Consider the following 20,100-nt stretch of genomic DNA (forward strand, 5'->3'; position numbering starts at 1 on the left):
TGGCGACTGCGGCTCACCCCTGACTGACCCACCGGCCGCGATGGCGCTGGGTGCCACGGTGATGGTCAGCCTGCCTGATGGTCAGCCGCCAGTGATGGCCTTACCCGCCAGCGCCCTGACCCGCGCCGGTGAAAAACCCGCACTGATGGTGGTCGACCGCGCTACCCGACGGTTGCAGCTGCGCCCCGTGGTGCTGACCCACTTCACCGCAGAGCAGATTTTTATCAGCACCGGGATCCAGCCGGGTGAAACGGTGGTAACGGCCGGTATCAGCACCTTGCAGCCAGGTGAACAGGTTGCGTTATCACAGGAGGCGCCATGAAGGCTACTCACTCCTCATCCGCTTTTAATCTCTCGGGCTGGGCGCTGGCGCATCAGCAGCTGGTGGTGTTTTTCATGCTGCTGATCATGGCCGTGGGTGTGCTGAGCTATGAACACCTGTCGCGCAACGAAGATCCGGCTTTTACCATCAAAACGGCAGTGATCTCCGCGCAGTGGCCGGGCGCAGATGTGAATACTACTGTGCAGCTGGTCACCGACGTACTGGAAAAAAAGGTGCAGGAGATCCCATCGCTGGACGCAGTCGAAAGCGAAACCCGGGCCGGGCAGACGGTGATTTATGTCAATCTGCGCGATGACACCTCACCTGCCGCGGTAGCAGGCATCTGGTATCAGCTGCGTAAAAAAATGCAGGACATTGCGCCTTCGCTGCCGCAGGGCGTGCAGGGGCCGGCGGTGAATGACGAGTTTGATGACACCTTCGGCACCCTTTATGGCTTTACCGCCGAGGGTTTCACTGCGCGGGAACTGCGGGATCAGGTTGATAACCTGCGTCGCAGTCTGGCCGATCTGCCCGATATCGGCAAAACCACCTTACTCGGCGTCCAGGAGCAGCAGGTGGTGATTGCCTTTTCGCCGCGCAAGCTGGATGGGATGGGACTCGATTTGCAGCTGGTCAGCGATACGCTCAAAGCCCAGAATGAGGTCGTCCCTGCCGGCAGCCTGCGCACTGACCGCGAAAACATCGCGCTGCGGGTCAGCGGTACCCTAAGCTCTGTCGCCAGCCTGCAGGCAGTGACGCTGCATATCGGGCAACGCTTTATACCGCTGACCGATCTGGCAACCGTCAGCCTGCAGCCCGCCGAGCCGCCTGCTCCCGCCTTTCGGGTCAACGGTGAGCCAGCCATCGGACTGGCCATTTCCATGGCCTCTGGCGGCAATATGCTCGATTTTGGTCAGCAGCTGAACCAGCGGATGACCCGATTAGCCAGTCAATTGCCCCACGGCATTACGCTGACCCGGGTTGCCGATCAGTCTGCAGTGGTCAAAACAGCGGTCAGCGGCTTTGTCCGGGTGCTGGGCGAGGCGATTGTGATTGTATTAGCGGTCTCGTTTGTGTCGCTGGGGCTGCGGGCCGGTCTGGTGGTGGCCGCCGCCATCCCACTGGTGCTGGCAATGACCTTCACCGGCATGTTATTTGCCGGTATCGGCCTGCAACGGATCTCACTAGGCGCGCTGATCATTGCGCTGGGATTGCTGGTAGATGACGCCATGATCACCGTGGAAGCGATGATCGCGCGGCTGGAGGCGGGCGACAGCAAATGGCAGGCCGCCACCTATGCCTTTAAAACTACTGCCTTCCCGATGCTGACCGGCACGCTGGTGATGATAGCGGGTTTCATACCGGTAGGATTCGCTGCCTCCAGCGCCGGAGAATATTGCTACTCGCTGTTTGTGGTGATCACCCTGGCCTTGCTCTGCTCCTGGGTCGTTGCAGTGCTGTTTTCACCGCTGACCGGAAGCTGGTTGTTGTCGGCAGGCAATCTGAAGGCACACCGCCCGCCAGGTCTCCTGATGCGCGCTTACCACCGGCTGCTGGAGCAGATCCTGCAACACCGATTAATCACGCTCGGTGCAGCGCTGGGGGTATTGCTGATCAGTCTTTACGCCACCACCTTTATGCAGGGTGAGTTTTTTCCGGCCTCCGACCGCCCCGAACTGCTGGTCAGCCTTACGCTGCCCGCCAATACCGCACAGGCTGAAACGGCGCGCCGTACTGAACAACTGGAACAGGCAATCCGCAACAATCCTGACGTTGCCAACTTTACCAGTTACGTTGGCTCAGGTGCCGTGCGCTTTTATCTGCCGATGGATGTGTTGCTGGATAATGAAAATACCGCCCAGCTGGTGGTGGTGGCAAAAGACCTGACCGCGCGCGATCGGCTGCGCAAGCGGCTCGAACAGGTGATGGCGCATGATTTCAGCGACATCACCACCCGGATATCACCGCTCGAACTCGGCCCGCCGGTCGGCTGGCCGCTGAAGTATCGCATTACCGGTCCGGACAACGCCAAAGTACGACAGGCTGCCGACCAGCTGGCGGCGGTGATTGCACATTCTCCACTCACCCGAGAGGTGAATCTCACCGCCGGCGAACCGGAACGGGTCATCACTCTGGCGGTGAATCAGACCGCTGCCCGCGCGGTCGGGCTCTCATCTGACCGTATTGCCTCTGCTCTTAACACCGTGATGTCCGGCAGCGTGGTCACTACACTGCGCGACCGCAACCGGCTGATTGACGTAGTGCTGCGCGGCAACGATCGCGAGCGGCAGGATACCGCAGTGCTGGCAGGCCTGATGCTCACCACCGCCAGCGGGCAAAAAGTCCCGCTGAGCCAGGTCGCTACGCTGAAGTGGGGGGTGGACGACCCGGTGATCTGGCGACGCCAGCGGCTGGCTTACATCACCGTACAGACCGATATCGCGCCCGGCCAGCGCGCTGAAACCGTGTCGCAGCAGCTCGCTCCGCAAGTCGCCTCGCTGCGCGCCGCACTGCCCGCGGGATACGGGATTGAAGAAGGTGGCGTGGTAGCGGAATCGGACAAGGGTAACGGCTCGGTGTTCGCCCTGCTACCGATCACCCTCTGCGTTATGCTGGTGTTGCTGATGATCCAGCTACAGCGTTTCTCCAGCATGTTGCTGGCGCTTTGCATGGCACCCTTTGGGCTGCCGGGCATTGTGCTAGCCATGCTGCCGGCTGGCACCCCGCTGGGGTTTGTTGCGCTACTGGGCATTATCGCGCTGGCTGGCATCATCATCCGCAACGCGGTGATCATGATCAGTGAAGTCGATGCCAATGCCCGCGCCGGATTGCCGCCTGATGAAGCAATCAGGCAAGCAGCAGAGCACCGTGTTAGACCCATTCTGCTGACCGCCTGCGCCGCGATCCTCGGCATGATCCCGATCTCACATCAGGTTTTCTGGGGACCGATGGCGTTTGCGATTATTGGTGGTCTGGTGACCGGAACGCTGGTCACGCTGACGGTGCTGCCCGCGTCGCTGAGTCTGCTAATGAACAGGAAGCCAGTGTGATTCAGGGTGACAGTCCGATCCCCCGCAGGGCGGGATCGGAGGACCCGGTTACTTCATCACTTCAACCAGGATTAGCGGGCATTTCCTGACTTTGCAGGCCTGAGTATAGGCCAGCGAACAAACTGAACAGAGATCGCGTATGTCAGATTGATACTCATACTCCATGAAATAGCGGAACCTGCCGCTGGTCGAATCTGTTCTCCAGAATCGCTGCGGCTCCAGAATCTCATCCAGTTGCCTGAATGTCAGGGCTGACGGGTTGTGAAACCCGACTCTAACGCGGTATGTAGTCATGGTGCGATTATTCGCAACCCGGACGCGCGGTGCCAGTCGGTTATTGTGCTCAGTTCAATAGCCTGCGCTTATCAACGCCGTCTGGTCTCAGGCCGACGGTTTCTCCGCCAGCAGCGACAGCAGATGCAGCACCGCTTTTGACGGATGGTAGCGCCGCCAGGCGAACGCCACGTCGGTGAACAGCGTGTTGTTTTCGATTTCACAGAAGCTGACCTGAGGATTTCCCACACAGCGCATCGACTCCGGCACCAGCGCAACACCGCATCCGGCGCCCACCATGCCGAGCGATGAGGTGATCTGCGGTGCCTGCTGAAAAGCCTGGCGCGAAAAACCCGCCCGCAGGCAGGCGCTGACGATCAGTTCATACAGGCTGGGTGCCACCTCGCGAGGGAAGATCACCAGCGTTTCTTGCGCCAGTGCCGACAGCGCCACCGCCGGAGCCTGACTGAGTGGGTGCTGACGCGGTAACGCAACCAGCATTCTCTCGGTGGAAATCACCCGCAGGTTAAACGCCTTGCTGCTCTCGCACGGCAGGCGGATAAACGCCGCATCCAGCAAGCCTTCCTGTAAATCCTGCATCAGCAGCGCCATGTTCTCTTCACGCGTCAGTAGCTCCATCGCCGGATAGCGCGCCTTAAACTGATGGATTAACGCAAATATCCGGGGACTAAACGCCACCGAACTGGCAAACCCCAGCGACATCTGGCCACTGATACCGCGGGCAATGCCTCGCGCATTTTCCAGCGCATGATCGGCCAGCTGGACAATCTGCTGTGCCTCTTCGAGGAAAGCCTCACCCGCTTCGGTAAGCTCAACGCCGCGCGTCAGCCGCTTCAGCAGCGGCGTCCCGATCTCCTGCTCCAGCCGGAGTATTTGCTGACTCAACGGCGGCTGCGAAATCCCCAGCATTTCAGCAGCCCGGGTGAAATGAAGCGTCTGAGCGACAGCGACAAAATAACGCAGATGACGCAGTTCCATATTAAAAACGTCTCAAAGTTAACAGGTTTTGCTATTGGACCCACCGACTGAATCGGTTCAACATTAGGTTAACACGGCTTAACGGTTAACCTATGAGGCATTAAATGAACAATTATGTATCTGATTGTTCCTGTGAAGATCAACTGAAATATACTGTCTTAAAACTCGCCCAGGATACACCAGAAAGTGTTATCTATCAGACCTCATTGATGAGTGCGCTGCTGAGCGGCGTTTACGATGGCAATACCCGGATCGCTGACCTGCTGCGCAAGGGCGATTTTGGCTTAGGCACCTTTAACCGGCTGGATGGCGAACTGATCGCCTTTGACAGCCAGGTCTATCAACTGCATTCAGACGGCAGCGCGCATCCAGCCGATCCACAACAGAAAACCCCGTTTGCGGTAATGACTTTTTTCAAACCACAGCATCGGTATGAATTTGAACGGCCGGTCTCGCGCGAAGCGATCCACCGTGTTATCGACAGTGAAATCACCTCCGACAATCAATTCTGTGCGCTGCGTATCAGCGGACGCTTCAGCCGGGTTGAGACCCGCACCGTCCCCTGCCAGTGCCGTCCTTATCGTTCAATGCCGGAAGTGCTCGGCAACCAGCCAACCTTCACCTTCAGCCAGCGCGCGGGCGAGCTGATTGGCTTCCGTACACCGCAGTATATGCAGGGCATCAACGTGGCCGGTTATCACGAACATTTTATCACTGACGATCGCGAAGGCGGCGGCCACATTCTCGATTATGCGCTGGAACAGGGAACCCTGACCTTTGGCGCCATCAACAAACTGGTGGTCGATTTGCCTCAGGACAGCGATTTTCTCAATGCCAACCTCAATCCCGCCAATCTCGACGCCGCCATTCGCGCAGTTGAAAGCTAAACAGAGGAATGAAGATGAAAAATCCTACCGACAGCACACTCTGGACCTGCGGGGCCGACCTGGTGGTCGCGCAACTTGAAGCACAGGGCGTGAGCCACGTGTTCGGTATTCCCGGGGCGAAAATTGATAAGGTTTTTGACTCCCTGCTGGATTCCTCGATTCAGACTATCCCGGTGCGCCACGAAGCCAACGCGGCGTTTATGGCAGCGGCGATTGGCCGTCTGACCGGCAACGCTGGCGTCGCGCTGGTCACCTCCGGCCCCGGCTGTTCCAATCTGATCACCGGTATGGCAACCGCCACTAGCGAAGGCGATCCGGTGGTGGCGATCGGCGGTGCTGTAAAGCGTTCTGACAGCGCCAAGCAGGTGCACCAGAGCATGGACACCGTTTCAATGTTTCGTCCGGTCACCAAATATGCGGTAGAGGTGACCGATCCGGCCGCGCTGTCTGAATGCCTGTCGAATGCCTTCCGCCACGCCGAGCACGGTCGCGGTGGCGGCGCGTTCATCAGCCTGCCACAGGATATTGTCGATCAGCCCGTCACCGGCCGGGCCCTGAGCAGCAAAGGCCGCCCGGTGCCCGGCGCCGCGCCCGATGCGATGATTGATGCGGTCGGCCAGGCGATTGCGGCGGCGAAAAACCCGGTGATCCTGCTGGGACTGATGGCGAGTCAGCCGGAAAACAGTGAGGCGATTCATCACCTGCTGAACAGCAGCCATATTCCGGTGACCAGCACCTATCAGGCGGCGGGCGCGGTCAGGCAGGAACATTTCTCCCGCTTTGCCGGACGCGTCGGATTATTTAACAACCAGGCCGGAGACCGGCTGCTGCAACAGGCCGATCTGATCATCACCATTGGTTACAGCCCGGTGGAGTATGAACCGGCAATGTGGAACACCGGCAATGCGACGCTGATTCACATTGACGTTATGCCTGCCGAAACCGACAACCGCTATCTGCCAGACGCAGAACTGGTCGGTGATATCGCTGCCACGCTGCGTAAGCTGACAACCCGCATTACCGCGCCGCTTCAGCTCAGCCCGGAAGCGGCCAGCGTGCTGGAGGATCGGCAACAGCAGCGCAAACTACTGGCGATGCAGGGTGCCAGCCTTGATCAGTTTGCTCTGCATCCGTTACGGATTGTGCGCGCCATGCAGGACATCATTAACAGCGATGTCAGCCTGACCGTCGATATGGGCAGCTTCCACATCTGGATCGCCCGCTATCTCTACAGTTTCCGTGCCCGCCAGATCATGATCTCCAACGGTCAGCAGACGATGGGCGTGGCGCTGCCGTGGGCGATTGGCGCCTGGCTGGTCGATCCTCAGCGCAAGGTGGTGTCGGTGTCGGGCGACGGCGGTTTCCTGCAATCCAGCATGGAGCTGGAAACGGCGGTGCGGCTGAAGGCCAATATTCTGCATATCGTCTGGGTCGACAATGCCTACAACATGGTAGCGATGCAGGAAGAGAAGAAATATCAGCGTGTCTCCGGCGTGAAGTTTGGTCCGGTCGATTTCAAGGTCTATGCCGAAGCGTTTGGCGCTGCCGGTTTTGCGGTCAATAGTGCGGCAGAACTTGAACCGACTCTGCGTAAGGCGATGGATGTTCAGGGGCCGGCCGTAGTGGCGGTACCGGTCGATTATGCGGACAACCCCCTGCTGATGGGCCAGCTGCATCTGAGCCAGCTTCTTTAATTTCAACCTGAAAGGATATGATGATGAAAACCAGAGTGGCGTTTGTTACCGGTGCGGGACAGGGAATTGGTGAAGCTATCGCCCTGCGCCTCGCCAGAGATGGCTTTGCCGTGGCTGTGGCTGATTTCAACCCTGAAACTGCCCGCCAGATGGCAGAGAAGATCATTCAGAGTGGCGGTAAAGCGGTGGCGCTGAAAGTCGATGTCTCCCAGCGTGATCAGGTGATGCATGCCGTTGAGGAGGCGCGCCAGGCGCTGGGCGGCTTTGATGTTATCGTTAATAATGCGGGCATTGCGCCTTCTACGCCGATCGCGGAGATCACCGAAGCGGTAGTAGATAAAGTCTACAACGTCAATGTGAAAGGGGTGATCTGGGGCATGCAGGCTGCCATCAAGGCGTTTGCTACCGAAGGCCACGGCGGTAAAATCATCAACGCCTGTTCGCAGGCCGGTCATGTCGGTAACCCGGAACTCGCCATCTACAGCTCCAGTAAGTTTGCGGTGCGTGGCCTGACGCAGACTGCCGCGCGCGATCTGGCGTCTGCCGGTATCACGGTCAATGCTTTCTGCCCCGGCATTGTCAGAACGCCGATGTGGGAAGAGATCGACCGGCAGATCTCTGAAGCGGCCGGAAAACCGGCTGGTTACGGTACTGAGGAATTTGCCAAACGCATTACCCTTGGACGCCTCTCCGAGCCGGAAGATGTGGCAGCCTGTGTCGCCTACCTCGCGGGCCCCGACTCAGATTACATGACCGGACAGGCGTTACTGATTGATGGCGGCATGGTGTTTAACTGATTACTCTCCCCTTTCCCTGCTGCGCCCACGCGCAGCAGGCTTTCCTGCGCCCTGAATCGTTAATTTTTTTTATCATAAAAACCCACTCCCTGCTGCGCTCGACATCTTCATTCCGATGCTGCCCGCCATGCTGATGGCCTGCATGAGCCTGGTGGCAATGGCGGTGCTGTTTAGCCTGCGTGAACGTAAGCGTCTGGGCGTGATGACTCTGAAAGATCATCATCTTGATAATATCGAACTGGGACTGGGTGATGCTGAAGAGTGCGCCGCTAATCGCCGTCCGAAGATGTTCTGGCCTAACTTCATTCTGACCTCCCTGCTGCTGGTGTTGCTGGTGATTGGGCTGATGCCGATCCAGATCCTGTTCATGCTGGCCTTTGCGGTTGCGGTGAAGCTCAATTATCCGTCGCTGGAAGAGCAGAAAGCCCGCATTGGCGCCCATGCCGGTAATGTGCTGGCCGTGACCTCGCTGATTTTTGCTGCCGGCGTGTTCACTGGTATTCTCTCCGGAACCGGCATGGTCGACGCAATGGCGAAGAGTCAGCTGGCAGTGATCCCGCACAGCTTCGGGCCTTATCTGGCGGTGTTCACCGCACTGGTCAGCTTGCCGTTTACCTTCTTTATGTCCAATGACGCGTTCTGCTTTGGCATTCTGCCGGTTATCGCCCAGACCACTGCCAGTTACGGCATTTCGGCAGAGGAAATCGCCCGCGCGTCGATTGTTGGACAGCCGTTCCAGCTGCTCAGCCCGCTGGTGCCGTCGGTCTACCTGCTGGTCGGACTGGCGAAAGTCGATATCGGCAATCACCAGCGCTTTGCAATTAAATAGGGATTCTGGTCAGCCTGATGCTGATGGCTGGCGGTCTCCTGACCGGCGCATTCCCGCTGTTCCACCGTTAAATCGCCAATTTCTCGCGGATAACCGGCAATTTTGCCCGGTTATCCGCTGCACCGCTCCGCCTACTGCGTCATCCCTTTCTACACTCTAAAGCCAGACAGACGTGCCACGCGCCAGGCTGGCCGGGCCCGCGTCGTATCTTGTGTATTGACCTTATGGAGGCCAGATGAAAATTCACCATCTCAACTGTGGTTGTATGTGTCCGCTGGGCGGCGCGCTCTATGACGGATTCAGCAAAGGCCTGACGGCCCAACTGGTGTGCCACTGTCTGCTGATTGAGACCGACCGCGAAGGTCTGGTGCTGGTCGATACCGGGTTTGGCCGTCAGGATATGCGGGCACCCGGCAGCCGCTTGTCCGGTTTTTTCCGTGCCATGAATAACATTCAGCGCCGCGAAGAGCTGACCGCGCTGGCACAGATTACCGCGCTGGGTTTCAGGGCTGAGGATGTACGCCACATCATTCTGACCCATCTCGATTTTGACCATGCTGGGGGCTTAACGGATTTTCCGCAGGCGCGCATCCATCTGTTAAAGCAGGAGGTTGATACTGCCCATCAGCGGCATAGCTGGCTATCGCGTGAGCGCTATCGTCCCGGCCAGTGGGGCGGGATCAGCAACTGGGAAACCTATCAGCCGCTGGGGGAAAAGTGGTTTGGCTTTGAGGCGGTGCAGGGACTGCGCGATTTGCCACCGGAGATTTTGCTGGTGCCGCTGGCAGGTCACACGCCAGGCCATGCCGGTATCGCGATTCAGCAGCCCGATGGCTGGCTGTTGCACGGCGGTGACGCCTGGTTTTATCGCGGTGAGATGCGTCAGCCAGCGCGCCACTGTACGCCGGGTCTGCGCTTTTATCAGTGGATGATGGCGATGGACAATGCAGCACGGCGGCACAATCAGCGGCGACTGCGCGAGCTTTCCTGCCAGCACGGCAGCGAAATTACCTTTTTTTGCAGTCACGATGCACGTGAACTGGACGCATTGCGGGTTAACGCTCCGCTGCGCTAAGGGCAAAAAATGCCCGTATCAGCGGATACGGGCAGCAGACTGAGCAGGATAAGACTGCAGCCCTACGGCTTTTTAAATTTGTCTTCAACCTTCTCTTTAGCTTCGGCAATTTTATCGCCCGCTTTATCCATCACACCCTCGTGATGCGCCGGCTCGCGGCCAGACAGGCCACCCGCCGGCGTCACTGCCGGGCTGTCATGATCAGTGCGGGCATTAGGAGTGGTATCGAGTAGCGGATCGGTCGCGGTCCGGTTACCGGCGACGTTATCCGTGGTGGCATGGTCAATATCCACTTCCTGACGACGTACCGAATCATTAATGGTTTCGACCCGATCGCTCTGCTCTTTACGCAGAATCACTTCCTCAATGATTTGCGCCGTCTTGTTGACCACCGGTTGTTCGTGCGTCTCTTCAACTTCGATAGTTTTGTCTGACCAGTCGACCTGATCCGGCGCACCGGTTTCGCTCAGCGGACGGCGGAAAATCTCCGCATGCTGCTCACGCAGCGACACATTTTCAGAGACCTGATCGGTGACGGTGTAGCGACGTACCCGGGTTGAGCCTTCGCTGACCAGTCTTTTACCCACTTCCAGCCGCTCTTCGGCCAGACGCAGCACATCTTCTTCGCTTTCATCACCGGTCAGTGAAGGTCGCACGGTCGCGCTGTACGGCTGACTGCCGCTAAGATCGCTGCCAGACGCGGGTTGGTTCAGTGATGCGCCTGGCGCAGTGGTCAGTCCGTCATCGGCGGCATAATCCTCTGGCAAGGCTGCGCTGTGTTCGGTCAGCTCCTCATGCGCATCGAGAATGCCCAGCGCACGCGGCAACTGATCTTCATCCGCGCGTAGCGACAGCACTACACCGCCGGTACGCATTGCGTCTTCATACACTTCAGCCTGATCTTCTTCCAGCGTATTGCCGAACAGACGCTGCCAGAAGCCCGGATGACGCGCTTCCTGCCCTTCGGTGCGCAGGCGCTCCCCGGAAATGATATCGATGTCATCGTCCAGGAAACCCGCTTTAATCAGGTTGCGTTTTGCGCCTTCTGCCAGTGAGACATTACTGAACATTGTTACAATTGTTTCACGCGCCATGGTTTTCTCCTCGGTGATGGATTCAGACTGTTCTGGGTTCTGATGTCTGTCTATTTGAGCGTACTGTTTTTTCAGGGTGACAACCTGTTCCAGCGGAACCTGGCTGACCACCTTGCGGATATGTAGTTCCTCTTTCAGCACCAACCGGCGGATAATCTCAACTTCCTCTTCGACCACAGGAATGATGATCACGCCGTTTTCTTCACGAATTTCCGGCATCGTCGTCAGCCGTTCCGATTTTGGGACTCGCGTTATTTCAGCGGTCTGCTGCCTGAGCAGCAGGGCGATTTTTTCTTCATGCTCTGTTACTCGCCGGGTAACCCGAACATGGCCGTCACTGACCTGCTGCTTCGTTACCTCAAGCTTCTCTTCCGCCAGCCTGAGTCGCTGTTCGTTTTCCTCTGCCCCTGGTGATTCAGGAGGTTGATTATTCATGGTTAACCTGCCCGTATTCCTGAGAACGTCATGCGGAGAAAATAGTGCAGCGAGATCGGTAACTCTTTTCCCGCTTTGAAGCATAACTGCCTGCTTCAGGAGAAATTAAAGCCTGGCACAAGCGAAGCCAAAAGAAAGGATACTGCAGAAAAAAGTCACAATATAAGGGTAACGTGGCGCTAAAATACGCTAAGCGGTGCGGCAGAAAAAAGAAAGCCAGCACGCTGGCTGGCGACTTAAACAGTGTAATAAGATGCCAGTGGCTTTAGCCTGCTGACGAAAGGAAAACCTGCAGTGCAGAAAGGAATTCCACTGGCACCTCTTCCTGTGGCGAATGGCCACAGGGTAATGTTCGTCCTTCAACATGTGTGGCTTTATCAGCCCAGGTTTGCGGCACATCGTAAAGCTGGCCGACCGTGCCCTGCTCTCCCCACAGCAGCAACAGCGGACAGCGTATTCGCTGTCCTTCGCTGGCGGCATCATCCACTAAATCAATGCTCGCGCTGGCGCGATAATCCTCACACACCGCATGTATCATCGCCGGATGCTGATAACAGCGCAGATAATCGTTCAGGATCGCTTCGGGCGTGGCATCGGCGACGTTAAGTTGCGCCCGGATATGCTGCCGCAGAAAGAATTCGATGTTTGACCCAATCAGCGTTTCAGGTAACGGCGCGGGCTGGATCAGAAAGAACCACCAGAAATAACGGGTAGCAAACTCCCGGTTAGTGTGCTGATACATGGTGGCTGTCGGCGCAATATCGATAAATGTGCAGGCGCTGACGCGATCAGGATAATCAAGCGCCAGCCGATGCCCGACCCTGGCGCCACGGTCGTGTCCGACAAACGCAAAACACTCGTGACCAAGCGCCGTCATCAGCAGCGCAATATCCTGCGCCATCGCCCGTTTTGAATAGGGCCGATGCTGCGCATCGCTGGCCGGTTTATCGCTGTCGCCATAGCCGCGTAGATCGGGCAGGACGACGGTGTAATGCTGTGCCAGCACCGGCGCCACTTTATGCCAGCACAGGTGATTTTGCGGATGGCCGTGCAGCATCACCAGCACCGGCCCGCTGCCGCCCGTAGCAACCCGCAGCGTAATGCCGTTATCCAGCGTGACATCCTGCAACTGAAAACCATCAATAAAAGGGGACTGGCCCCGATTGTTTACTGAACCCACGTTGACCTCGTCGTTTTGAAAGTGCGCGTTCAGTGAGTGTAGACCGGGATCGGACGTCGCCGCTCAGGGGGTGATGCGCTGGCCACTGGCTAATGTGCCGTCCGTCGAATAGGTCAGCAGCGCCCGCTGATTGTTATCTCGTTGTAGCTGATACCAGTCCAGCTCGCTGACCCGCATCACCACTACGCCAAAATGCGGTCTGCCCGCTTCGCCAGTCAAAGCTGGCATTGCAACCTGCGGTTCACTCTCTGTCTCTTCGCCTGGCGGTCCGCCGCTGTAGGTTTTGCGGGTGTGTGCCGGTAACCGCGACCACGCGGCCAGGGCGATATCACTGTCCTGCGCATACAGTTCGACTCGTCCCTGCAGGCGCAACTGCAGCCGGGTCTGCAAGGCATATCCCAGCACCGTCACCTGCGGATTCGCCATCATCTCCTGCCACTTCGGACTGCGTACGTCGGTATGAAAAGTCAGTGACCGCATGACGCTATCGACCTGACGCAGCACCAGGGTGCGCGCCTGTGGTCGACGAGCGGCATCAACGGTACAGAGTGTCAGATAGCGAAATTCCGCCTGGGGATCGCCGGCAGCCTCGCCCAGCGTGCGCCAGGCCGCAGCGTCAATCTGTTTCAGATCCATCCGATTTGCTCTCTTAATCACAAGGGGGGCGGCTCAAGCGTAGCAAGGAAGCAGAGACCTGGCCTGACAGCCCAGCGTTCTCAGCAAAAAAAAGCCCCCGCCGGGCAGACCGGCGAGGGCTTAATGGCACAGATTAACCGGGATTACGGCAGCGCATAAGCGATCAGCGTATCGCCCATTTTGGTGCCAAAGGAGCCGTGTCCGCCCGCCATAATCACTACGTATTGCTTACCGTTAACCGCATAGGTCATCGGCGTCGCCTGCCCACCCGCCGGCAGTCGGGCCTGCCACAGCAGTTTACCGTCACGCACGCTGTAGGCGCGCAGGTAGTTATCCAGCGTACCGGCAACAAAGAAGACATTGCCTGCGGTCGTCACCGGACCGCCTAACATCGGAACACCCATTTTAAACGGCAGCGGAACCGGCGCACTGTCGCGTACCGTACCAATGCGTTTCTTCCAGACGATCTGATGATTCTGCAGATTGATGGCCGAGACAAAGCCCCATGAAGGCTGCAGACACGGCAGACCTAAGGGTGACAGGAACGGATTCAGTTCAACGCCATAGGGTACGCCATACATATGCTGGACACCCGCTTCCGAACCAGAACCTGCTGCACCCGCCGCGCCAGGCTCTATCGGATTACCCGGCCCACGCGGTACCAGGCGGGAGATAAACGGCATCGCCATCGGGTTGGCAATCGCAATCTGACGGTCGGTATCAACGGCAATTCCGCCCCACTCGAACATGCCGAAATCACCTGGAAACACCAGTGTGCCCTGCTCTGAAGGCGGGGTAAACGGTCCTTCATATCGCAGGCGATGGAACATCACGCGGCACGCCAGCTGATCAAACATCGTTGCGCCCCACATATCCTTGCCCTGCAGGTTCTGCTTCGGCCGGAAGGTAAGTTGCGAGAAAGGCTGGGTCGGGTTGAGATGATCGCCTTTCGCCGGTCCCTGCGGCACCGGGGTTTCCGGTGCAGGCACCACCGGCTGACCGGTTTCACGGTTCAGAACAAAAATGTTGCCGGTTTTAGCAGGAACATACACCACCGGAACACGCTTGCCGCTGTTATCAGTGATATCTGCCAGTGTCGGCTGAGACGGCAAATCCATGTCCCACAGATCGTGGTGTACGGTCTGATAGAACCAGGCCAGCTTACCGGTGGAGGCATGCAGCGCCAGCAGACCACTGGCATAACGCTCCTGCTCCGGGGTGCGATGGCCGCCCCAGATATCTGGCGTCGCGACGCCCATCGGCAGATAGATGATGTCACGCTGAGCGTCGTACGCCGCCGGTGCCCAGGAGTTAGGCGAGTTGGCACTGAAGGTTTCCCCTTCTGCCGGCAGCGCATTCGGATCTTTCGCGCCCGGGTCAAACGCCCAGACCAGCTTACCGCTGTCGATATCGAAACCGCGGATAACGCCAGACGGCTCGCGGGTTGACAGGTTATCGGTGACCGAGCCCGCTACAATCACCACCTTGTCGGTGACAATCGGTGGCGAAGTCGGCTCATAGCCGCCCGGATAAGCATTGGGCTGCTGATGCTGCAGGTTCAGTTCGCCGTGGTTGGCAAAGTTCTCGCAACGCTCACCTGAGGCGGCATCAAGCGCAATCAGACGGCCATCATCCACTGGCAGAAAGATACGACGCGCACAGTGAGCTGGCTGTGAGGCGCTATTCTGCTGCACCGCTGGCATTTCATGGTATGACACGCCACGGCAGGTAATGTGCTGGAATGACGGATCGGATTTGAGTCTCGGGTCAAAGCGCCATTTCTCTTTGCCGCTCACCGCGTCCAGCGCCAGCAGAATCTGGTGTGGCGTACAGAGATAGAGCATGTTGCCCGCTTTGAGCGGCGTCACTTCATTGGTTATCTCACCCGGATCGTTAGCGGTTTTGACATCGCCTGTGTGATATTGCCAGGCCACCTGCAGGTTCTGCACGTTATGCTCATTGATCTGCTTCAGCGGCGAGTAACGCACGCCTTCCTGCGTGCGGCCATAGGCGGTCCAGTCTTCCGCGGGTACTGACGAAACGGCTGGTGTGCGATCGGTCAGGGGTAATTCGCCGTTTATTTCCTGTGGATCGTGCAGTGACGATCCCACCAGCAGCGCGCCGTTAGCCAGCAAGGCGATGATCATCGCCGCCAGCGGTTTTTCCCGGCCGGGCCAAACTGACGATAACTGAAAGGCAAAATGAGCCAGATCCCCAGCAGTACCCACACGTCGAGTCGCGGAACCAGCGTCCAGTAGTCGCTGCCCGCTTCCTGCCACGCCCACAACGCACTGACGATCAGAATCGCGGCATAGAGATAGAGCGCCCTGCGTTTTCTGCGCCACAGCAGCACGCTAAAGACTGCCATCGCCAGACCGCTGATCAGGTAATACGCGCTACCGCCCAGCGATAGTAACCAGACGCCGCCGATCAGCAGCCAGGCAGAGCAGGCGACAGAAAACAGCAGCGTTAACAAATTGAGTGTTCGGGATACCCGTGACATGTAATTAACCTTGGTGAAAAAGAGGAAATGTAAAGAAACTTCAGCGCAAGTGTAAACGCTATCACATGTCATTTACATTGTATTTTCGTGGCATAGTGTAAAAATATATTAAATATATATTAAATATCAGTAAGTTAAACTTATAATCGATTAAATTAAAAAGCTTAAATGCTGTTTATTTAAACAAATGGCGAAAGCATCCTGATTATTATGGAAGCGATACCACAACGACGCACCCTGACAGCGCAACAGGCAGGAGAGTTTAACTCCCGCTTATCCAGCGGCTGTGTTAGCTTTCTGGCATGCACCTTCGCCGTGGAACCAGCCTGCAAGGAGTGGCCCGATGCGACCCGATGAGATCACTTCCGCCCGACTGCATTACCGGCTGTTGAATCAGCAGGACTGGCCGTTCTATCTGGCAGTCAGTCAGGATGAATCCGTAATGAGATACATCACCGACCCGCGTTCTGCTGAAGAGATCAGAACCCATTCGTTTGACGTTCGCTTACCCGCCTGGCATAAAGGCTGTGACCACTGGCTCTGTCTGGTGATGGAGGAAAAAACCTCAGGTTTGCCGGCAGGGTTCAGCGGATTTTTCGATCGGGGAAACGGCATTGCGGAGTTTGGTTTTATTCTCGCCGCTGACTTTCATGGCAAAGGATACGGTAGTGAGTCGCTGCATGCGGTGCTGCGGTTTTGCTTTGCTCAGCAGGGTTACCGCAAGCTGGTGGCAACCGTCACAGCAGGCAATATTGCCTCACGGAAGGCGCTGCTCTCGGCCGGCTTCGTGCAGGAAGGGACCTTACGGCAGAACTTTTTCCTGGCCGGTAAATGGCAGGATGACTGGCTGTCTGGCCTGATGAAAGAGGAGTACCAGACCCGATGCTGAACCGATAGCTTTCCTCTATGCTGGACCTGATGCGGGCAATAAGGTGGGATTCGTATGCTGGAATATATGGTATCGCGCTACCAAAGCCTGCCGGTTTCACCGAACCGGCTCAGGGGCTGGCTGATTACGTGGCTGACGCAGCAGCAGGCGTGGTGCCGTGATGCCCGTTTCTCTGCCGCTTTTCCCTGGCGTGAAACCGGACTGCCACAGCGCTATTTCCTGCAACGTGAACTCCACATTGAGGGTCATCGTTATCTTACCGGACCGCGCTATCTCGGCGGCGATCCGGACCAGCCATTTATCGATGTCGTCGCGATGGACGGTGCGATAAACCATCAGGTTGCCTGCGCCATCGTGCAGGCGTGGCAGGCGCTGAACCCGCGATATCTTCGGATTTTACTGCCCGCCGCCCACCTCGCTATTGGCACTCCCGATCAGCTGATCTTCCTGAATCATCCGGAATCGCTTTCTGCCATCACCCGGCCTGATATTTCGCTGTTGCCTGCCACGCGGAAAGCTTATCCAGTCTGCCTGACCACGATCAATCGTGCATATCGCGCCAGCTGGCGCGCCCTGCCCGCGATCAGACATCAGTTGCTGGCCACGAATAAGCGGGAACTGGCTAAAGATATCGCTCAGGGCAACGTATTTCTGATTATCTGCCAGGGCATGCTGGTGGGGCTGATTATTTGCGCGATGCGCCGCGTGGGATTTATTGAGGGGTTTCAGATTCTGGATGAAGTTATTTTGCCAGCCTATCGTGGCCAGGGACTGGCAGCCCATGCTCAGCAGCTGTTGCTGCGCCAGCTTCATCACCGCTATGGCGATAGCGCGCTTCTGACAGGTGCGATACTTCCTGGCAACGCGCCCTCACTGAGAAGTGCGGAAAAAGCACAGCGACGCTGCGTGCTGAAATATCACTTTTTTACACCCGATGATTTCCAGCCGGGCCAGCAAATGATGTCAGAAGAGGAAGGAAAGTAGCCAATTACCACAATGCCAGCTCGATTAATTTATCCTGGACGCTGTAGACCCGCTGTTTCAGGTGCAGACTCTCTTCCGCGCTGATGCGTTTTGCGTCGAATGCGCCGTTAATTTTTTCCAGCGCCATTTTGGTTTTACCTTTCAGTCCTTTGTGCCAGTTCACTGTCGGGCAGCTTGCCACCTGCCCCTCTAAACTCAGCACCAAATCAACCACACTTTTACCACCGGTAGAAGTTTGAGACGCAGACATATCCACCTCTATTTGCTGCTAAAACAGATGCCTCTTTGCTGCGGGCATTATACATAATCCTGCCATCCGGAAGGGTTTTCCTGTGCGGCTGACTGCGGTGTCTGGCACAGAAAATGCGTTACCTGTGGTAACGCCATAACGTCACGGCTTCGCTCGCAAAATTGCACAGGCTGTTCTTAACTCATCTCAGTGATTTCCGTTCGAATGAGCCTGCTATCGGAGGACCCTTTGGCCAAAAAATCTCAAGCAACCACCAGCGACAATACGCTTACGCTGCGGCGCTGGATCACTGTAGGACGGCCCGCGACCGAGCTTTTTGCGCTGTGGCTTGAGCCTGACACCCTGCCGCGCATTATGAGCCACTTTGCCAGGGTAACCCCGGTTAATAAAAGCGATGCACACTGGCAGATTGACGGTCCATTGGGCAAACACTATGCGTGGGAAAGCCGGATTGTCGAAGCACAGCCCGGTGAAATCATCGCCTGGCGTTCGCTGGAGGGCGCTGATATCCCTAACGAGGGCGAACTGCTGCTACGCCCGGCCCCTGGTGAATGGGGAACAGAACTGGCGCTGACCCTGCGTTTTATTCCGCCCGGTGGCGCGCTGGGTAAAAAAGTAACCAAAGTTTTTGACCTGTTGCCCAAAGAGGTGGCCAGTAAAGCGCTGCATCGCTTCAAATGCCTGGCCGAAACCGGAGAAATCCCTACGCTGGAAGGCCAGCCCGCAGGTCGCCACGCTGAACGACAGGATAAGGAGAAATAAATGCGCGCACTATGCTGGAATGGCGTCAACGATCTGAGTGTCGAAACCGTGGCCGATCCCGGTCTGCTAAATCCTCACGATGCGATTGTTCGTGTCAGGCTGACGACCACCTGCGGCTCCGATCTGCACGTAATTGACGGCCTGATCCCGAGTATGCGCGAAGGCGACATCCTCGGTCATGAGTTCATGGGCGAAGTGGTTGAAGTCGGCAGCGCGGTAAAAAATATTCGCCGTGGCGATCGCGTCGTGGTGCCCTCATTCATCTCCTGTGGTTCCTGCTGGTATTGCCAGCATCAATTGCCTTCCTGTTGTGACAATACCAATCCGCAATGGGAGAAAGGTGAAACCGTACTCGGTCATGCCACCGGCGGCATTTACGCGTACAGTCACGCATTTGGCGGCTATGCCGGATCACATGCTGAATATGTCCGCGTGCCGTTTGCCGATAATGACTGCTTCGTCATACCCGAGGGTGTGACCGATGAACAGGCGCTGTTTCTGTCCGATGCAGCTCCGACCGGTTATATGGGGGCTGATTTTTGCAACATCCATCCCGGTGACACGGTGGTGGTGTGGGGCTGTGGCGGCGTCGGTCTGATGGCGCAGCAAAGCGCGTGGCTGATGGGCGCTCATCAGGTGATTGGGATCGATCGTTATCCGGAGCGACTGGCGATGGCGCGCGATTACGCGGGCAGCATAGCGCTGGATTACACCCAGGTGGACATCAACGAAGCGCTGCTGGAACTTACCGGTGGACGCGGTCCGGACAGCTGCATTGATGCCGTCGGCATGGAGGCGCGTGGCGAGGGCTTAAGCCAGGTTTACGATAAAACTAAACAGATGCTGCATCTCGAAACCGATGTCGGCGCGGCTTTGCGTCAGGCAATGTATGTCTGCCGTAAGGGCGGCAACATTGCTATTCTCGGCGTTTACGGCGTAATGGATAAATTTCCGCTAGGGCTGATGATCAACAAGAGCCTGACCATCCGCACGGCACAGCAGCATGGCCAGCGTTATATGCATCGTCTGCTGGAGCATGTCGCGAGGAATGAACTGAACCCGGCCTTTATGGCAACGCATCGCTTCCCGCTGGAAGAGGCGCCGCGGGGTTACGAGATGTTCAAACATAAAGAAGAGGGTTGCGTACGCGCTGTTTTCGTTCCCTAGACGATGGGGCCGTCCGGACTGGCGGCCCCATTACATTTCCTTCCCAGCCTGACACCTCTGAGATTGCCGTCGGACCCCAGGGTCAGGCTATCGTTGACGGCACTGAATTTGCTCCCGCCGCATCACCACAGGCATGCAGTGGCTGACATGATTACTCCAGCCAAATCCGTCTGCCCTGTTCGCCTGTTACCCGGTAATGGCTCTTCGCCCGACAAGGACATCAGGCCTGACGCATCGGCGGAAAGGCTGCGACGGCGGGCTCTGCCACAACGCA

The 20,100-nt window shown here is 57.3% G+C and carries 15 protein-coding genes and 3 pseudogenes; 11 read left to right on the top strand and 7 right to left on the bottom strand.

Features of this window, described 5'->3' with window-relative positions; all coding sequences use genetic code 11:
• Together HA41_RS15305 and HA41_RS15310 are read left to right on the top strand one after the other, a co-directional pair.
• Positions 1 to 322 (top strand): annotated as a pseudogene (locus HA41_RS15305) (efflux RND transporter periplasmic adaptor subunit); the annotation flags it as partial.
• A complete protein-coding gene (locus HA41_RS15310) occupies positions 319 to 3,372 on the top strand; it encodes an efflux RND transporter permease subunit (protein ID WP_094121501.1) in 3,054 nt (1,017 codons plus the stop codon). The pseudogene HA41_RS15305 and the gene HA41_RS15310, both read left to right, overlap by 4 nt.
• 48 nt (positions 3,373 to 3,420) lie before the next feature.
• Here the strand turns inward: HA41_RS15310 and HA41_RS21455 are convergent, their stop codons facing one another.
• Positions 3,421 to 3,666 carry a hypothetical protein gene (locus tag HA41_RS21455; protein WP_094121502.1) on the bottom strand — a complete coding sequence of 82 codons (246 nt, stop codon included), beginning with the start codon at positions 3,664 to 3,666 and terminating at the stop codon, positions 3,421 to 3,423.
• A gap of 87 nt (positions 3,667 to 3,753) precedes the next feature.
• Complete coding sequence (locus tag HA41_RS15320; RefSeq protein ID WP_094121503.1) at positions 3,754 to 4,644, bottom strand: LysR family transcriptional regulator; 891 nt, start codon at positions 4,642 to 4,644, stop codon at positions 3,754 to 3,756.
• 104 nt (positions 4,645 to 4,748) lie between these two features.
• On the opposite strand from HA41_RS15320, the gene budA reads away from it, so the two are divergent.
• From budA to HA41_RS15345, 5 genes and pseudogenes are all read left to right on the top strand, one after another.
• Entirely contained in the window at positions 4,749 to 5,531 is a 783-nt protein-coding gene (gene budA / locus HA41_RS15325) for an acetolactate decarboxylase (RefSeq protein WP_094121504.1), read from the top strand.
• Between the two features lie 14 nt (positions 5,532 to 5,545).
• Positions 5,546 to 7,225 (top strand): acetolactate synthase AlsS, encoded by a 1,680-nt coding sequence (gene alsS, locus HA41_RS15330; protein ID WP_094121505.1) that lies wholly within the window; start codon positions 5,546 to 5,548, stop codon positions 7,223 to 7,225.
• A 23-nt stretch (positions 7,226 to 7,248) separates the two neighbouring features.
• Positions 7,249 to 8,022, top strand: a complete 774-nt coding sequence (locus HA41_RS15335) for a (S)-acetoin forming diacetyl reductase (protein ID WP_094121506.1) — start codon at positions 7,249 to 7,251, stop codon at positions 8,020 to 8,022.
• 94 nt (positions 8,023 to 8,116) lie between these two features.
• Positions 8,117 to 8,922 (top strand): annotated as a pseudogene (locus HA41_RS15340) (citrate:proton symporter); the annotation flags it as partial.
• 164 nt (positions 8,923 to 9,086) lie between these two features.
• The gene (locus HA41_RS15345; protein WP_094121507.1) at positions 9,087 to 9,926 is read left to right on the top strand and encodes an MBL fold metallo-hydrolase; all 840 of its coding nucleotides are present in this window, start codon (positions 9,087 to 9,089) and stop codon (positions 9,924 to 9,926) included.
• A 62-nt stretch (positions 9,927 to 9,988) separates the two neighbouring features.
• Here HA41_RS15345 and HA41_RS15350 read toward each other — a convergent pair whose 3' ends face one another.
• From HA41_RS15350 to HA41_RS15365, 4 genes and pseudogenes are all read right to left on the bottom strand, one after another.
• Entirely contained in the window at positions 9,989 to 11,455 is a 1,467-nt protein-coding gene (locus tag HA41_RS15350; RefSeq protein WP_094121508.1) for a YsnF/AvaK domain-containing protein, read from the bottom strand.
• Between the two features lie 265 nt (positions 11,456 to 11,720).
• Positions 11,721 to 12,635 carry an alpha/beta fold hydrolase gene (locus tag HA41_RS15355; RefSeq protein ID WP_094121509.1) on the bottom strand — a complete coding sequence of 305 codons (915 nt, stop codon included), beginning with the start codon at positions 12,633 to 12,635 and terminating at the stop codon, positions 11,721 to 11,723.
• Positions 12,636 to 12,698: 63 nt separating this feature from the next.
• Complete coding sequence (locus tag HA41_RS15360; RefSeq protein ID WP_094121510.1) at positions 12,699 to 13,271, bottom strand: pyridoxamine 5'-phosphate oxidase family protein; 573 nt, start codon at positions 13,269 to 13,271, stop codon at positions 12,699 to 12,701.
• A gap of 143 nt (positions 13,272 to 13,414) precedes the next feature.
• Positions 13,415 to 15,774: pseudogene (locus HA41_RS15365) on the bottom strand (glucose/quinate/shikimate family membrane-bound PQQ-dependent dehydrogenase).
• Positions 15,775 to 16,117: 343 nt separating this feature from the next.
• Here HA41_RS15365 and HA41_RS15370 point away from each other — a divergent pair.
• Positions 16,118 to 16,663 carry a GNAT family N-acetyltransferase gene (locus HA41_RS15370; protein WP_094121511.1) on the top strand — a complete coding sequence of 182 codons (546 nt, stop codon included), beginning with the start codon at positions 16,118 to 16,120 and terminating at the stop codon, positions 16,661 to 16,663.
• A gap of 54 nt (positions 16,664 to 16,717) precedes the next feature.
• Positions 16,718 to 17,647 carry an N-acetyltransferase gene (locus tag HA41_RS15375; RefSeq protein WP_094121512.1) on the top strand — a complete coding sequence of 310 codons (930 nt, stop codon included), beginning with the start codon at positions 16,718 to 16,720 and terminating at the stop codon, positions 17,645 to 17,647.
• 4 nt (positions 17,648 to 17,651) lie between these two features.
• Here HA41_RS15375 and HA41_RS15380 read toward each other — a convergent pair whose 3' ends face one another.
• Positions 17,652 to 17,897 carry a hypothetical protein gene (locus tag HA41_RS15380; protein ID WP_094121523.1) on the bottom strand — a complete coding sequence of 82 codons (246 nt, stop codon included), beginning with the start codon at positions 17,895 to 17,897 and terminating at the stop codon, positions 17,652 to 17,654.
• A 228-nt stretch (positions 17,898 to 18,125) separates the two neighbouring features.
• Between HA41_RS15380 and HA41_RS15385 the strand changes: the two genes are divergently transcribed.
• Entirely contained in the window at positions 18,126 to 18,659 is a 534-nt protein-coding gene (locus HA41_RS15385; RefSeq protein ID WP_244175134.1) for an SRPBCC family protein, read from the top strand.
• Entirely contained in the window at positions 18,660 to 19,826 is a 1,167-nt protein-coding gene (locus tag HA41_RS15390; protein ID WP_094121514.1) for a zinc-dependent alcohol dehydrogenase, read from the top strand.
• Positions 19,827 to 20,100: the final 274 nt, after the last annotated feature.

The sequence above is a fragment of the Pantoea conspicua genome (assembly GCF_002095315.1).
Taxonomy (GTDB): Bacteria; Pseudomonadota; Gammaproteobacteria; order Enterobacterales; family Enterobacteriaceae; genus Pantoea; species Pantoea conspicua.

Coding starts and splice junctions, on each gene's coding strand:
- HA41_RS15310 (WP_094121501.1), top strand. CDS start 319: ATGAAGGCTACTCACTCCTCATCCGCTTTTAATCTCTCGGGCTGGGCG.
- HA41_RS21455 (WP_094121502.1), bottom strand. CDS start 3,666: ATGACTACATACCGCGTTAGAGTCGGGTTTCACAACCCGTCAGCCCTG.
- HA41_RS15320 (WP_094121503.1), bottom strand. CDS start 4,644: ATGGAACTGCGTCATCTGCGTTATTTTGTCGCTGTCGCTCAGACGCTT.
- budA (WP_094121504.1), top strand. CDS start 4,749: ATGAACAATTATGTATCTGATTGTTCCTGTGAAGATCAACTGAAATAT.
- alsS (WP_094121505.1), top strand. CDS start 5,546: ATGAAAAATCCTACCGACAGCACACTCTGGACCTGCGGGGCCGACCTG.
- HA41_RS15335 (WP_094121506.1), top strand. CDS start 7,249: ATGAAAACCAGAGTGGCGTTTGTTACCGGTGCGGGACAGGGAATTGGT.
- HA41_RS15345 (WP_094121507.1), top strand. CDS start 9,087: ATGAAAATTCACCATCTCAACTGTGGTTGTATGTGTCCGCTGGGCGGC.
- HA41_RS15350 (WP_094121508.1), bottom strand. CDS start 11,455: ATGAATAATCAACCTCCTGAATCACCAGGGGCAGAGGAAAACGAACAG.
- HA41_RS15360 (WP_094121510.1), bottom strand. CDS start 13,271: ATGGATCTGAAACAGATTGACGCTGCGGCCTGGCGCACGCTGGGCGAG.
- HA41_RS15370 (WP_094121511.1), top strand. CDS start 16,118: ATGCGACCCGATGAGATCACTTCCGCCCGACTGCATTACCGGCTGTTG.
- HA41_RS15375 (WP_094121512.1), top strand. CDS start 16,718: ATGCTGGAATATATGGTATCGCGCTACCAAAGCCTGCCGGTTTCACCG.
- HA41_RS15380 (WP_094121523.1), bottom strand. CDS start 17,897: ATGTCTGCGTCTCAAACTTCTACCGGTGGTAAAAGTGTGGTTGATTTG.
- HA41_RS15390 (WP_094121514.1), top strand. CDS start 18,660: ATGCGCGCACTATGCTGGAATGGCGTCAACGATCTGAGTGTCGAAACC.